Below are 13639 nucleotides of genomic sequence, written 5' to 3'. Positions count from 1 at the left end.
CTCCTAGATGGTGAGCGGGAACAGTTCCTCGACCGTGCTGTCGAGTCTGAAGGCGAGACGCAGGGCGAGGTACACGCTGGGCGCGTAGTCACCCTTCTCCGTCGAGACGATGCTCTGTCTGCTGACGCCGACCGCGTCGCCGAGCGCGGCCTGGGTGAGTCCCGCTTTCTTGCGGAATTCGCGGACCCGGTTGCTCCTCGGTGTGTCGGTCACACCAAAAGTAAACTCTGCTTGTCATTTCATGTCAAGCATTCTTGTCATTTTCGATCGTCGAACCGCTCCGGCACACCCGTCGAGCTGGACATGCGATCACCCCTCGACGTAGTCGATCAGGAAATAGAGAATTACATTCTCGCGGTCGAAGGTTCCGACACCGCTCCGGCCTTCGGCGAATCATGCCACAATGCCGGGATTTCCGAGCAGGATCCGATCCCGACGAGGGGTGGATTCGGGATCGTCACTTACGGAATCCACCCGATACGCAGCAGTCCTTGATTATGTTCTCGAATACGGAAATCTAGTTCTCATCGCGAGCGCCGTCGCCGGCAGGACTTTGCGCAGTCAGGGAGAGGATTCGATGAAGGCCGAAGACATGGTGATGATCAGCATCGACGACCACGTCGTCAACCAGTCCCGGACCGGCACCAGCTTCCTGCCGGCCGGCATGAGCCCGACGGACGTGTGGCGCAAGAACTTCCTCGCCTGCTACATCACTGAACCGAGCGGACTGAACAACCGTCACCGGCTCGGCGTCGACACCATCGCGTGGGAATGCGACTACCCGCACTCCGACTCGACGTGGCCGAACTCCCCCGAGATGCTCGAGGAGGAACTCGACGCGTGCGAGTGCACCGACGAGGAGATCGACAAGATCACCTTCGCCAACGCCGCGAAGTTCTTCGACTGGGATCCCTTCGAGCACATCCCGCGTGAGGAGGCCACCGTCGGCGCCCTGCGCGCCCGCGCCACCGACGTCGACATCAGCGAGACGTCCAAGGAGGAGTACCGCCGCCGTTACGAGCTCACCAACTCCGGCTCGTAGATTCCTGCTCCACAGGAGCCCACAACAGACGATGCCCGCCGATCCGGATCGGCGGGCATCGTCGCGTCTACGGTGTCGTGCCTACTGCGTCGTGCCTACTGCGTCGTCACGGTCGGCTCACATCGGGTCCTTGCGCCACAACAGTGCGTGCAGGCACTCGACGGCCTCGGCGGGCGATTCGACATCGAGCACTCCGGCGGCGGGCATCCGCCAACCGCCGATCGCGATGACCGGAACACCGATGCGGACCGCGAGCGCGATCTCGCTCATGGTGCCCCAGCTTCCACCCACCGCGATCAACGCGTCGCTGCTGCGCACGAGCAGCGCGTTGCGCATCTCTCCGAGGCCCGTGGGAACGGCCACCGTCAGATAGGGATTGCCCTCGGCACGGTCGTCTCCGGGCAGCAGGCCGAGGGTCGTCCCACCGGCTTCCACAGCGCCACGGCAGGCTGCCGCCATCACCCCACCGAGACCGCCGGTGACCACGACGGCCCGGCGTCCGGCGAGGAGTCCCCCGACCTGGCGGGCGAGGCGTCGCTGTTCGGGCGTGGCTTCACCCGGCCCCACGACCCCGACATAGCGCTGCGCATTCATGTCCGGCATTCTGCATCACGGAGCGCTCCGGAGCGCGCGGTCCGAGAACATCATTCACGCCCGGCATCGTCCGCTCCCGCTCTGACCGCCCCGAGGCCGGGCGATCGAGCCCATCGGGGGAGACTGTGGCCATGAGCAGAGCCGACCGCAGCACCGACACCCGCCCGGATTCCCCGTGCCCGTGCGGTCGCGACGTTCCCCTGTCCGAATGCTGCGGGCCGCTGCTGGCCGGTGCGAGCGCGCCCACCGCCGAACGGCTGATGCGTTCGCGGTACACGGCATTCGCGACGCGCGATGCGGCGCACCTGCTGCGCACCTGGCACCCGTCCACACGTCCGCGCTCGATCGAGTTCGACCCCGGTCAGCGCTGGACCGGGCTCGAGGTCCTGCACATCACCGGAGGCGGATTCCTGCATACGACCGGCACGGTGGACTTCCGCGCGCACTGGACGGCGGACGGGGTGCCCGACTCGATGCGCGAGCACAGCCGGTTCGTGCGGGAGGACGGCGAGTGGCTCTACCTCGACGACTGCGGCGACGACTGAAACCGACTCCGTCACGGCGCCGTTCGTCGCAACAGCGTCGCGCGCAGCGTCCCCGAGAGCCACTGACGGTACTGGTCGACGTCCCATCCGCGATCCCGTCTCAGCAGCGCGTGCACCTGCGGGGAACTCAGGGTGAACAGGACATCGGCCGCGTGCTCGACGGTGACGTCCTCGCGCAGCCAGCCGGCGTGTTCGAGTCCTTCCGCGAGGGTGCGGGCGTTCTCGGCCGTCGCCTTCGCGTCGTCCGCGGCGAAACGACGCATGTCGGGGTCCGCCCCCGATGATTCCACGGAGGTCATGAGCAGCCCGCCCGCGCGTTCGAGCATCGCGGTGCCGTAGCGGACCACCTGCTCGACCACGAGGTCGACGTGCGAGACCGCGCCGCTGCCGTGGGACGATTCCGGATCCGCCGCCGCGACCGCGCGCGGATCGCCGTCGCCGGCCACCGCGTGATCGAGCGCCTCGCGGAAGATCTCCGCCTTGCCGCCGGGGAAGGCGGTGAACACCGTCCGCACCGCCACACCCGCTTCGTCCGCGATGTTCTTGACGGTGGTGCTGACGTAGCCGTCGCGAACGAACAGCCGCGCCGCGGCGTCGCGGATCGTCTCGCGGGTTCGGCGGGCCGCTTCCTCCCGCAACGGCGAGGTGTACCGTCGGCGAGCTCGCTCGGGATTCGGGTTCACTCCCCCAGTATCGAGTGCATTGCAGCTGCAACAAAATTGACGCGCGGCAGGGTGGGACGCCGGTGGCGCCATCCCCTGCACCGACGCCTCCGACACGGCATGCTGGTCGAGTGCACACCTTCGAGGTCTGGGCTCCGATCCCGTCGTCCGTCCGACTGTTCGCCGACGGACGGTTCCACGACATGCAACGCGGCGACGACGGCTGGTGGCGCACCACCGTCGACGTCGCTCCCGACACCCGATACGGTTTCGTGCTCGACGACGACACCGGGACGGTCCTTCCCGACCCGCGATCTCCGCGGCAGCCGGAGGGCGTACACGAGCCGTCGCAGCTCCACGTGCTCGACGAGACGAAGTGGACCGACCACGGCTGGACCGGCCGGCAACTGACAGGAAGCATCGTCTACGAGATGCACGTGGGGACCTTCACCCCCGAGGGCACACTCGACTCGGCGATCGACCGTCTCGACGAACTCGTGGACCTCGGTGTCGAGTTCGTCGAACTCATGCCGCTCAACGCGTTCAACGGCACCCACGGATGGGGCTACGACGGCGTGCTCTGGTACGCGGTGCACGAACCCTACGGTGGCCCCGATGCCCTGCAGCGTTTCGTCGACGCCGCCCACGCGCGCGGACTGGCGGTGGCACTCGACGTCGTCTACAACCATCTCGGTCCGTCGGGGAACTATCTGGGCCGCTTCGGTCCCTATCTCTCCGCGGCCCCGGGAATCTGGGGCGACAACATCAACCTCGACGGTCCCGGATCCGGGGAGGTGCGCCGGTACATCCTCGACAATGCGCTGCGCTGGTTCCGCGACTTCCACATCGACGCCCTCCGGCTCGACGCCGTGCACGCGCTGATCGACCACACCGCCACACACCTCCTCGAGGAACTGTCGGTCGAGACGTTCCGCCTGTCCGCCCATCTCGGCCGCCCCCTGTCGTTGATCGCCGAATCGGACCTCAACGATCCGAAGCTGATCACTCCCCGGCCCGGCGGTGGATACGGACTGCACGCGCAGTGGGCCGACGACGTCCACCACGCGATCCACGCGGCGGTGTCCGGTGAACGGCAGGGCTACTACGGCGACTTCGGTTCGCTGGACTGCCTCGCGTACACGCTCGGGCACGGCTTCTTCCACGCCGGGACGTATTCGAGCTTCCGCGGCCGGGTCCACGGGCGCCCGCTCGACACCCGGCGCACGCCGGCGAGCGGTCTGGTCGCCTACACCTGCACGCACGATCAGGTCGGCAACCGGGCGCTCGGCGACCGGCCGGGTGCCTATCTCGAGCCCGGTCAGCTCGCCCTCAAGGCGGCGCTCGTGCTCACGTCCCCGTTCACGCCGATGTTGTTCATGGGCGAGGAGTGGGGTGCGAGCACACCCTTCCGGTACTTCACGTCGCATCCCGAACCGGAACTCGCCGCGGCCGTGGTCGAGGGTCGCCGGCGCGAGTTCGCCGAACACGGCTGGGACGCCGCCGACGTACCCGACCCGCAGGCTCCGGAGACCTTCATCGGCTCGAAGCTGCGCTGGGACGAACGCGACGAGGGCGGGCACGCCCGGTTGCTCGAGTGCTACCGCGCGCTCATCGCGCTCCGGCGGGACCGTGCCGAGCTCACCGATCCCTGGCTCGAGCACGTGCACGTGACGTACGACGAGGACGAGAAATGGCTCGTCGTGCACCGCGGGGCGCTGCGGGTGGCGTGCAATCTCGGACCCGATCCCGTCACCGTGCCGGTCGGCGGAAAACCACTGCTCTGGTGGGACGAACCGGTGGTCAACCGCACCGAGTCCGCAGTGCTGATCCCGGGCTGGTCCTTCGCGATCCTGGAGGCTCCCGAGATGCCCCGCCGATAACGTTCGTCAGGCGAAAAAAGTCGTTGATTATGCCACGAGTGGGCGAGTACCGTCTCAAGTACCGTCGAATTCTCGAGGTGAATCACCATGCAACCCAAGAAGATTCTGGCGAGCGTATTCCTCAGCACCGCCCTCGTCCTCGCTCCCGCCGGAGTCGCATCGGCGACCCCCACCGTCGACACGGCACCCGGGATCGTGAATGTCAGCGGAGGACACGACGACCACGGAAAGTACGACCACCACGATCACGACAAGAACTACAACCATCACGACAAGAAGTACGACCGCGACCATCACCGGAACCACTACTGGCGGCCCGACTGCTATTGGTGGGGCCCATGGCTGGTGTGCAATCGCTGGTGACCGCACACCAACCGTGACGTGACCGGGCCACCCGGTTACGTCAGATAACGGTAGGCCGGCGACCCCGGCTCGAGTCGCTGCGCGTCGATCGGCGACGCGTCCATGCGATTGAGCAGAGCCGAAAGGTCTTCCGCGGCACCCAGTTCGATACCGACGAGGGCAGCGCCGGTCTCCCGGTTGTTGCGCTTGACGTACTCGAACAGGGTGATGTCGTCGTCCGGTCCGAGGACTTCGTCCAGGAACCGCCGCAGTGCGCCGGGCTCCTGGGGGAAGTCCACGAGGAAATAGTGTTTGAGCCCGCGGTGGACGAGCGACCGCTCGATGATCTCGCCGTAGCGTGAGACGTCATTGTTGCCGCCCGACACCAGGCACACCACGTTCGCTCCGGGCTGCACCGAGATCGACTCGAGGGCAGCGACCGACAGGGCGCCGGCGGGCTCGGCGATGATGCCCTCGTTCTGGTACAGATCGAGCATCGTGGTGCACAGCGCACCCTCGTCGATCTGGGTCATCCCGAACGGGGCCCGGCCGAGCCCCTCCCGGCGCAGCGTAGCCACGAGCGGCAGGCTCGAATGGGACACGACCTCGGCACCGAGTTCGGAGACCACGGCGTAGGGGACGTCGCCGATCCGCTTGACTGCAGCGCCGTCGACGAACGGCTCGACCTCCGGCAGCGTGACGGGACCGCCCGCGACCAGCGCGGCGGTCATCGACGCTGCACCCGCCGGCTCGACGCCGACGATCGACGTGCGTGGGGACCGCTCGCGCAGATAGGCGGCGACACCGGCGATGAGGCCGCCCCCGCCCACGGGGACGAGCACGACGTCGAGATCGCCGTCGAGCTGTTCGAGGACCTCGCGCGCGATGGTGCCCTGCCCGGCAGCGGTGCGGGCGTCGTCGAAGGGCGGGATCATCGTCGCACCGGTGCGGATCGCATCGTCGGCTGCCGCTGCGGCCGCGGCGTCGAAGGTGTCGCCGACACCGATGAGTTCGACGCTGTCGCCGCCGTGGACACGGATCCGATCGCGCTTCTGCTTGGGAGTGCGGGTGGGCACGTAGATCCGGCCCTGGATTCCCATCACCCGGCACGCGTAGGCGACACCCTGCGCGTGATTACCGGCGCTGGCCGTGACGACGCCCGCGGCGCGCTCGGCCGCGTCGAGCTGCGCCATGGCGTTGTACGCCCCACGGAGCTTGAAGGACCGCACCCGGGTGAGGTCCTCCCGCTTGAGGTAGACGTTGGCGCCTACGAGCGCCGAGAGTCGAGGGCTGCGCTCGAGTGGCGTTGGGTCGACCGCCTCCGAAATTCGCTCGGCAGCCGCATCGATGTCGGCCGCGCAGGGCACGGCGGTCAGAGTCATCGGTTCTGCTGTTCGCGAAGTGGAGGTCACCCGTCAATGCTGCCACTCCCCCGATTCGACCACCACGGCGGGATCCGCATCGAGGGGGTAGCAGCACAGTCCGTCCGAGCGTGCTCGGTCTACGAGCCTTCGACCGGTTCGAGAACGAAGACGGGGATCTCGCGGTCGGTCTTCTCCTGGTACTCCGCGTAGGGCGGGAACGCCTCGACGGCACGTTCCCACCACTGCGCCTTCTCCTCGCCGTGGACCTCGCGGGCGGTCATGTCCCACACCTCGGTGCGGTCCCTGACCTCGACGTGCGGGTTCGCGACGATGTTGTGGTACCAAACGGGATGCTTCGGTGCACCGCCGAGCGAGGCGACAGCGGCGTACCTACCCTCGTGCTCGACCCGCATGAGAGGGATCTTGCGGAGCTTGCCGGACTTGGCGCCGACCGTGGTCAGGATGATGACCGGTCGACCCTGGAGGGTGGTGCCGCGGGTTCCGCCCGACGACTCGTACTCCTCGACCTGCTTGGCGCTCCATTCGACGGGACTCGGTTCGTATTCTCCGTGCAGTGGCATACCGACCAGTCAACACAATCGTTGTAGCAGTCGCCGCCCGATCGTCGAGTTCGGTGGCCCGAACTCTTCCCTGCGCCTATCCTGAAGAAAGAGTTCCGCCCGGCCTACAGTCGCTCGGTCTACAGGAGGTGCACCGCGATGTCCGTGCTCGACCCCCGGATACACCGTGAGCGCACCGACGGTGTGGACATCGCCGGCACGATTTGGCCCCTGTACAAGCTCGAAGCACTCGCGGCCGGTCTCCTGACCCTGCTCGTGGTCCTCGTCGTCACCACCAGCGCCCAGAGCGCCGTCATCGGTGCCGCTGCGGTCACCGTCGTCGTGTGGTGGGTCCGCAGGATCCAGCAGCACGCACTCCGTTCCTAGACGCACCGGCCGACCCCGGCTTCCCGCGCGGCGCTCACCGAAGGGCTCGCGCCGCGCGGCGGACCGCTAGGTGGCCAGGCAGCCCGGCCCGAGCAGGGCCTTGAGGTCGCCCATGAGCGCCGACGACGCTTCGACCCGCAGGCTGTCGTCGAGCTTGAGGACGGTGACCTTGCTGCCGGTGATGAGCCGCACGTGCACGTCGGACGAACCGGGATGGCGCGTGAGCACATTCTTGAGGGCACCGACCTTGTCGGGGGTGCACAACCGGGTGGGCATCGACACCGAGACCGGCTTCGCGACCCCGATCTGCGACAGGTCGGGGACGGCGAGATCGTTGGCGATCAGGGAGATCCGGTCGTCACGGATCGACACCCGGGCCTTGACCAGCACCACCGAGTCCTCCACGACGTCCATGCCGTAGACGGCGTAGGACTGCGGGAAGAACAGCACCTCGATGCCACCGGTGAGGTCCTCGAGCTGCGCGGACGCCCAGGCGAGACCGTTCTTGTTGATGCGCCGGTTCACCGAGGCGAGGATGCCGCCGACGGTGACCTGGCTGCCGTCCTTGAGCGCGCCTTCGAGGATCGCGGGGATCTGGGTGTCGGCCTGGGACGCGAGGACGTGCTCGACGCCGTTGAGCGGGTGCCCGGAGACGTACAGGCCGAGCATCTCCCGTTCGAGGGCGAGGCGGTGCTTGGTGTCCCATTCCTCCTCGGGGATGCGGACGTTGAACACCGCGGCGACGGACTCGTCGGCGTCGTCGCCGCCGAACAGGTCGAACTGGCCGATGGCCTCGGCCTTCTTCGTGCTCATCACCGCGTCGATCGCGTCGGCGTGGACGAGCATCAATCCCTTGCGCGGGTGTCCGAGCGAGTCGAATGCACCTGCCTTGATGAGGGATTCGGTGACCTTCTTCGAACACGCGACGGTGTCGATCTTGTTGAGATAGTCGGAGAAGTCGGTGTAGCGGCCCTTCTCCTCCCGCCCCTTGATGATCGAGGCGACCACGTTCGTGCCGACGTTGCGGACGGCGCCGAGGCCGAACCGGATGTCCTCACCCACCGACATGAAGTTGGTGTGCGACTCGTTGACGTCCGGCGGCAGCACCGTGATGCCCATCTTGCGGCAGTCGGACAGATAGACCGCGGCCTTGTCCTTGTCGTCGCCGACGGAGGTGAGCAGACCGGCCATGTACTCGGCCGGGTAGTTCGCCTTGAGGTAGGCGGTCCAGAACGAGACCAGGCCGTAGCCGGCGGCGTGCGACTTGTTGAACGCGTAACCGGCGAAGGGCAGAACGGTGTCCCACAGCGCGGTGATCGCCGCCTGCGAGAAGCCGTTGTCCTTCATGCCCTGCGCGAAGCCGTCGTAGGCCTCGTCGAGGATCTCCTTCTTCTTCTTACCCATCGCGCGACGCAGCAGGTCTGCCTGTCCGAGCGAGTAACCGGCCACCTTCTGAGCGATCTGCATGATCTGCTCCTGGTAGACGATCAGGCCGTAGGTATCGGCGAGGATCTCCTTCAGCGGTTCCTCGAGCTCGGGGTGGATCGGCTTGACCTCTTGCCGCCCGTTCTTGCGGTCGGCGTAGTCGTTGTGCGCGTTCATGCCCATCGGGCCGGGGCGGTACAGCGCGAGCACCGCGACGATGTCCTCGAAGCCGGTGGGCTGCATGCGGCGCAGCAGGTCGCGCATGGCGCTGCCGTCGAGCTGGAACACGCCGAGCGTGTCGCCACGCGCGAGCAGTTCGTAGGTCGCCGGATCCTCCAGCGGGAGGGTGTCGAGGTCGAGATCGATCCCGCGGTTGACCTTGATGTTCTCGATCGCGTCGCCGATGACGGTGAGGTTGCGCAGACCGAGGAAGTCCATCTTCAGCAGGCCGATGGCCTCGCAGGACGGATAATCCCAGCCGGTGATGATCGCGCCGTCCTGCGCGCGCTTCCACAGCGGGATCGCGTCCATGAGCGGCTCGGACGACATGATCACCGCGCAGGCGTGGACGCCCGCGTTGCGGATCAGGCCCTCGAGACCGAGCGCAGTGTCGTAGATCTTCTTGATGTCCGGGTTGGACTCGATCAGCTGACGAACCTCGGCGGCTTCCTTGTACCGCTCGTGACTCGGATCGGTGATACCCGAGACCGGGATGTCCTTCGCCATGATCGGCGGCGGAAGTGCCTTGGTGATCTGGTCGGCGATCGCGAATCCGGGCTGGCCGAACTGCACTCGCGCGGAGTCCTTGATCGCGGCCTTCGTCTTGATGGTGCCGAACGTGATGACCTGGGCCACCTTGTCGTTGCCCCACCGCTCGGTGGCGTAGCGCACCATCTCACCGCGGCGACGATCGTCGAAGTCGATATCGATATCGGGCATCGACACGCGCTCGGGGTTGAGAAACCGCTCGAACAGCAGACCGTGCGGGATCGGGTCGATGTTGGTGATGCCCATCGCGTAGGCGACGAGCGAACCGGCGGCCGAACCACGGCCGGGGCCGACGCGGATGCCGACCTCGCGGGCGTGGTTGATGAGGTCGCCGACGACGAGGAAGTAAGCAGGGAAGCCCATCTGGTTGATGACGCTGATCTCGTACTCGGCGCGCTCGACGTACTCGCGAGGCGGGCCGGCGGGGAAGCGACGGTCGAGGCCGCGCATGACCTCCTTGTGCAACCAGCTCGCCTGCGTCTCCCCTTCCGGCACCGGGAAGATCGGCATCCGGTCGCGGTGGGTCCACACGTCCTCGTAGGACTGCACGCGCTCGGCGATGAGCAGCGTGTTGTCGCACGCACCCGGCACCTCGCGGTCCCACTGCTCGCGCATCTCCTGCGCCGACTTGAGGTAATAGCCGTCGCCGTCGAACTTGAACCGGGTGGGATCGGAGAGGGTCTTACCGGTCTGGATGCACAGCAGCGCCTCGTGGTTCGCGGCCGCATCCTTGGTGACGTAGTGGCAGTCGTTGGTCACCAGCGGCGGGATGTCGAGCTTGCGGCCGATCTCGATCAGACCCTCGCGCACACGGCGCTCGATGGACAGGCCGTGGTCCATCAGCTCTAGGAAGAAGTTGTCCTTGCCCCAGATCTCCTGCCACTTCGCGGCGGCTTCGAGCGCTTCGCGCTCGTGGCCGAGGCGCAGGCGCGTCTGGATCTCGCCCGACGGGCAGCCGGTCGTGGCGATGATGCCCTCGTGATGGTGGGCGATGAGCTCTTCGTCCATACGGGCCCACTTGCCGAGCTGACCCTCGATCGATGCGAGGGAGGACAGCTTGAACAGGTTCCGCAGGCCCGTCGAGTTCTCGGCGACCATCGTCATGTGGGTGTAGGCACCCGAGCCGGAGACGTCGTCGGACTTCTGGCCGGGATCACCCCACTGCACACGCTTGGTGGAGAAGCGCGACTCCGGCGCGACGTACGCCTCGATGCCGATGATCGGCTTGATGCCGAACTTCTTGGCGACGTTGTAGAACTCGCTGGCGCCGTACATGTTTCCGTGGTCGGTCATGCCCACGGCCGGCATCCCCAGCCGTTCGGCCTCCTTGAACAACGGTCCGACCTTCGCGGCACCGTCGAGCATCGAGTACTCGGTGTGGGTGTGCAGATGAACGAACGAGTCAGCCACGCGTGCCTCTCCCGGGATGTCTGTGGGCAGAGACGAGTCTAAGCCGCGCGAGGCTCCGCAGTGACCACGGCACGCTGACGACGGGCCCGCACGAGCGCGTCCGTGCTGTACACCGCCAGGGCGATCCAGATCAGGACGAAACCGATCCACCGCGAGGCGGGCATGTCCTCCCCGAGCACCACCACACCCCACGTCATCTGCAGGCTCGGCGTGAGGTACTGCAGCATGCCGAGTGTCGCGAGCGGGACCCGTTGTGCGGCCGCGCCGAAGAGCAGCAGCGGCACTGCGGTCACCAGCCCCGCCGATACGAGCAGGGCCGTGTGATCCACGCCGTGCCCGAGGAAGGTGCCGGTGCCGGTCACCGCGAGGAAGATCACGTACCCGAGCGCAAACGGGGCCGCGACGATCCCCTCCCCTGTCAGGGACGTGCGCGGATCGAGCGGCACGATCTTCTTGATCACCCCGTAGGACGCGAAGGACAGCGCCAGGGTCAGGGCGATGATCGGCGGTCTGCCGTAGTCGACGGTGATGACCACCACCGCGCACACCGCGAGCACCAGCGCCGCGATCTGCGCCGGCCGCAATCGTTCCCGGAAGAACAGGACACCGAACACCACGCTGACGAGCGGGTTGATGAAGTAGCCGAGTGCGGTCTCCACGACCCGGCCCGAGACGACGCCGTAGATGTAGACGCCCCAGTTGACCGCGATCGCGGTGGACGCCGCGGCGACCAGGCCCCAGGTGCGGGCCGACAGGCCGCGCAGGGTGCGGAGGCGTCCCATGACGCCCAGTACGATCAGCATGAGCACGAGGGTCCACAGCACGCGGTGCGCGAGGATCTCGACGGCGCCGGCGGGTTCGAGCAGACCGAAGTAGGCGGGGAACAGTCCCCACAATCCGTAGGCACCCAGACCGCACAGCACCCCGGTGCGCACGATGTTCCGCTGCCCCGAGTCGTTCCGATCCCCCGAGTCGCTCACCGGCTCACCCTACGGCTCCGCCGGTGCGCTGTCGTTCCGAGACACTGTCGTTCCGAGACACTGTCGTTCCGAACACTGTCGTTTCGAGACGGGATCCCCCGCACCGTCACACTTCCCCGTCGTCCGGGCCGGGCACGACCGTCTCGACGTGGGTGGGCAGCAGCGGGGTCACCGCGAAGCGTCCCGCGATCGCGTCTGCGGGCAGGACCTCCACGGCCCGCACGTCCGGGGCGTCGGCGACGGCCCGGAACTGTGAGGGGGTACCCCGGAGCACCGCCGCGACGACGCAGTCGCAGCCGTCGGCGAGCCGCTGCGCGGAGACCGCCCCGACCCGCGCGGCGCGTTCGGTCCCGAACTCCACCAGGCTCAGCCGGCCCGCGGCGACCGAGGGGGCACGACGCACCGCCTCCGGGTTCTCCGGCACCGCGACCGGCACCAGTGGTGTCTGGACGCGGTCGATCGGGACGCGGAACAGCACCTGCGCCACGCGCACCTCGTCGGTGCGTTCGACTACCCGGTCGATGCCGACGGCGTCGGTGAAGGACACCAGTCCCCAGTGCTCGAGGTCTCCGTCCGTTGCCGCCTCGCTCAGGCTGTCCGCGGCCCGTGCCAGATAGTCGGCGACCGCTTCCCCGTTGTCGGGGCCGAGGGTGTCGCTCCCCACGGGGGCCGTCCGCGGCGGTGAGGTCCACCCGGCGACGAGCACCGCGACGACGAGAACGACGACCGACGCCCAGGGCAGGACACGTCCCATCGGTCAGGCGTTGCGCAACACGGCGAGCGCGTGTTCGAGATCCGGAGGGTACTTGCTGGTGATCTCGACCCAGTGCCCGCGCGTCGGGTGCGAGAACCCGAGGGTGCACGCGTGCAGCCACTGCCGTTCGAGACCGAGACGCGCCGCGAGACGTGGGTCGGCTCCGTAGGTGAGGTCGCCGCAGCAGGGGTGACGCAGTGCCGAGAAGTGCACCCGGATCTGATGGGTGCGACCGGTCTCGAGGTGGATGTCGAGCAGGCTCGCGGCCTGGAACGCCTCGATCGTGTCGTAGTGCGTCACGCTGGGCTTGCCGTCGGCGGTGACCGTGAACTTCCAGTCGCTGCTGCGGTGGCGGCCGATCGGTGCGTCGATGGTGCCGCTGCTCGGGTCGGGATGCCCTTGGACGAGCGCGTGGTACCGCTTGTCGACCGTGCGTTCCTTGAAGGCGCGCTTGAGGACGGTGTAGGCGCGTTCGGACGTCGCGACCACCATGACGCCGGAGGTGCCCACGTCGAGCCGGTGCACGATGCCCTGGCGTTCGTGGGCGCCGGACGTGGAGATCCGGTAGCCGGCGGCGGCGAGGCCGCCGATCACGGTCGGTCCGGTCCAGCCGACGCTCGCGTGGGCGGCGACACCCACGGGCTTGTCGACCGCGACGATGTCGTCGTCGGCGTAGAGGATCTCCATGCCCTCGACGGGCTGGGCCTCGATGGTCAGGGGGCGGGGCGGCTCGGGCAGTTCCACCTCGAGCCAGGAGCCTGCGGACAGTCGGTCGGACTTGCCCACCGCCGCGCCGTCGACCACGACGGCGCCCTCCTCGGTGAGCGTGGCGACCACGGTCCGGGACAGACCGAGCAGGCGCGCGAGGCCTGCATCGACACGCATCCCGTCGAGCCCGTCGGGTACGGGCATCGCGCGGGTTTCCC

Annotated in this window: 14 protein-coding genes; 5 read left to right on the top strand and 9 right to left on the bottom strand. The window is 67.7% G+C overall.

Annotation, left to right across the window (positions count from 1 at the left end; genetic code table 11):
- Positions 1-3 precede the first annotated feature (3 nt).
- Complete coding sequence (locus NVV99_RS14190; RefSeq protein ID WP_024101248.1) at positions 4-213, bottom strand: helix-turn-helix transcriptional regulator; 210 nt, start codon at positions 211-213, stop codon at positions 4-6.
- 364 nt (positions 214-577) lie between these two features.
- On the opposite strand from NVV99_RS14190, the gene NVV99_RS14185 reads away from it, so the two are divergent.
- Positions 578-1042, top strand: coding sequence for a hypothetical protein (locus NVV99_RS14185; RefSeq protein WP_024101249.1), 465 nt, complete (start codon positions 578-580; stop codon positions 1040-1042).
- Positions 1043-1159: 117 nt separating this feature from the next.
- On the opposite strand, the gene NVV99_RS14180 is transcribed toward NVV99_RS14185, so the two are convergent.
- Positions 1160-1645, bottom strand: coding sequence for a TIGR00725 family protein (locus NVV99_RS14180; protein WP_006554113.1), 486 nt, complete (start codon positions 1643-1645; stop codon positions 1160-1162).
- 122 nt (positions 1646-1767) lie between these two features.
- Between NVV99_RS14180 and NVV99_RS14175 the strand changes: the two genes are divergently transcribed.
- Positions 1768-2181 carry a YchJ family protein gene (locus NVV99_RS14175; protein WP_041803390.1) on the top strand — a complete coding sequence of 138 codons (414 nt, stop codon included), beginning with the start codon at positions 1768-1770 and terminating at the stop codon, positions 2179-2181.
- Positions 2182-2192: 11 nt separating this feature from the next.
- Here the strand turns inward: NVV99_RS14175 and NVV99_RS14170 are convergent, their stop codons facing one another.
- Positions 2193-2864: a TetR/AcrR family transcriptional regulator gene (locus NVV99_RS14170; RefSeq protein WP_024101252.1), complete on the bottom strand. Its 672-nt coding sequence runs from the start codon at positions 2862-2864 to the stop codon at positions 2193-2195.
- A 110-nt stretch (positions 2865-2974) separates the two neighbouring features.
- On the opposite strand from NVV99_RS14170, the gene treZ reads away from it, so the two are divergent.
- Both treZ and NVV99_RS14160 read left to right on the top strand, forming a co-directional pair.
- A complete protein-coding gene (gene treZ, locus NVV99_RS14165; RefSeq protein ID WP_024101253.1) occupies positions 2975-4723 on the top strand; it encodes a malto-oligosyltrehalose trehalohydrolase in 1749 nt (582 codons plus the stop codon).
- Positions 4724-4810: 87 nt separating this feature from the next.
- The gene (locus tag NVV99_RS14160) at positions 4811-5086 is read left to right on the top strand and encodes a hypothetical protein (RefSeq protein ID WP_019289739.1); all 276 of its coding nucleotides are present in this window, start codon (positions 4811-4813) and stop codon (positions 5084-5086) included.
- Positions 5087-5121: 35 nt separating this feature from the next.
- Here NVV99_RS14160 and ilvA read toward each other — a convergent pair whose 3' ends face one another.
- Together ilvA and NVV99_RS14150 are read right to left on the bottom strand one after the other, a co-directional pair.
- On the bottom strand, positions 5122-6447 hold the full coding sequence (ilvA, locus tag NVV99_RS14155) for a threonine ammonia-lyase IlvA (RefSeq protein WP_024101254.1): 1326 nt from the start codon (positions 6445-6447) through the stop codon (positions 5122-5124).
- A gap of 119 nt (positions 6448-6566) precedes the next feature.
- The gene (locus NVV99_RS14150) at positions 6567-7010 is read right to left on the bottom strand and encodes a nitroreductase family deazaflavin-dependent oxidoreductase (RefSeq protein WP_024101255.1); all 444 of its coding nucleotides are present in this window, start codon (positions 7008-7010) and stop codon (positions 6567-6569) included.
- 138 nt (positions 7011-7148) lie between these two features.
- On the opposite strand from NVV99_RS14150, the gene NVV99_RS14145 reads away from it, so the two are divergent.
- Positions 7149-7376: a hypothetical protein gene (locus NVV99_RS14145; protein ID WP_006554120.1), complete on the top strand. Its 228-nt coding sequence runs from the start codon at positions 7149-7151 to the stop codon at positions 7374-7376.
- 66 nt (positions 7377-7442) lie between these two features.
- Here the strand turns inward: NVV99_RS14145 and dnaE are convergent, their stop codons facing one another.
- From dnaE to NVV99_RS14125, 4 genes are all read right to left on the bottom strand, one after another.
- On the bottom strand, positions 7443-10979 hold the full coding sequence (dnaE, locus tag NVV99_RS14140) for a DNA polymerase III subunit alpha (RefSeq protein ID WP_019289741.1): 3537 nt from the start codon (positions 10977-10979) through the stop codon (positions 7443-7445).
- Positions 10980-11017: 38 nt separating this feature from the next.
- Positions 11018-11917: an EamA family transporter RarD gene (gene rarD, locus NVV99_RS14135; RefSeq protein ID WP_039585247.1), complete on the bottom strand. Its 900-nt coding sequence runs from the start codon at positions 11915-11917 to the stop codon at positions 11018-11020.
- A 148-nt stretch (positions 11918-12065) separates the two neighbouring features.
- Positions 12066-12713, bottom strand: coding sequence for a hypothetical protein (locus NVV99_RS14130; RefSeq protein WP_006554123.1), 648 nt, complete (start codon positions 12711-12713; stop codon positions 12066-12068).
- Positions 12714-12716: 3 nt separating this feature from the next.
- Entirely contained in the window at positions 12717-13625 is a 909-nt protein-coding gene (locus NVV99_RS14125; protein ID WP_174247134.1) for an RluA family pseudouridine synthase, read from the bottom strand.
- Positions 13626-13639 lie beyond the last annotated feature (14 nt).

The sequence above is a fragment of the Rhodococcus sp. PAE-6 genome (assembly GCF_025290685.1).
Lineage (GTDB): Bacteria > Actinomycetota > Actinomycetes > Mycobacteriales > Mycobacteriaceae > Rhodococcus > Rhodococcus pyridinivorans.
The sequence above is the reverse complement of the archived record's forward strand: the minus strand, read 5'-3'. Positions and strand labels throughout refer to the sequence as shown.

Excerpts from the sequence above, each read along its gene's own strand:
- NVV99_RS14175 (WP_041803390.1), top strand. The coding sequence starts at position 1,768 with ATGAGCAGAGCCGACCGCAGCACCGACACCCGCCCGGATTCCCCGTGC.
- NVV99_RS14185 (WP_024101249.1), top strand. The coding sequence starts at position 578 with ATGAAGGCCGAAGACATGGTGATGATCAGCATCGACGACCACGTCGTC.
- NVV99_RS14180 (WP_006554113.1), bottom strand. The coding sequence starts at position 1,645 with ATGCCGGACATGAATGCGCAGCGCTATGTCGGGGTCGTGGGGCCGGGT.
- NVV99_RS14145 (WP_006554120.1), top strand. The coding sequence starts at position 7,149 with ATGTCCGTGCTCGACCCCCGGATACACCGTGAGCGCACCGACGGTGTG.
- NVV99_RS14150 (WP_024101255.1), bottom strand. The coding sequence starts at position 7,010 with ATGCCACTGCACGGAGAATACGAACCGAGTCCCGTCGAATGGAGCGCC.
- NVV99_RS14160 (WP_019289739.1), top strand. The coding sequence starts at position 4,811 with ATGCAACCCAAGAAGATTCTGGCGAGCGTATTCCTCAGCACCGCCCTC.
- NVV99_RS14130 (WP_006554123.1), bottom strand. The coding sequence starts at position 12,713 with ATGGGACGTGTCCTGCCCTGGGCGTCGGTCGTCGTTCTCGTCGTCGCG.
- ilvA (WP_024101254.1), bottom strand. The coding sequence starts at position 6,447 with ATGACTCTGACCGCCGTGCCCTGCGCGGCCGACATCGATGCGGCTGCC.
- NVV99_RS14125 (WP_174247134.1), bottom strand. The coding sequence starts at position 13,625 with ATGCCCGTACCCGACGGGCTCGACGGGATGCGTGTCGATGCAGGCCTC.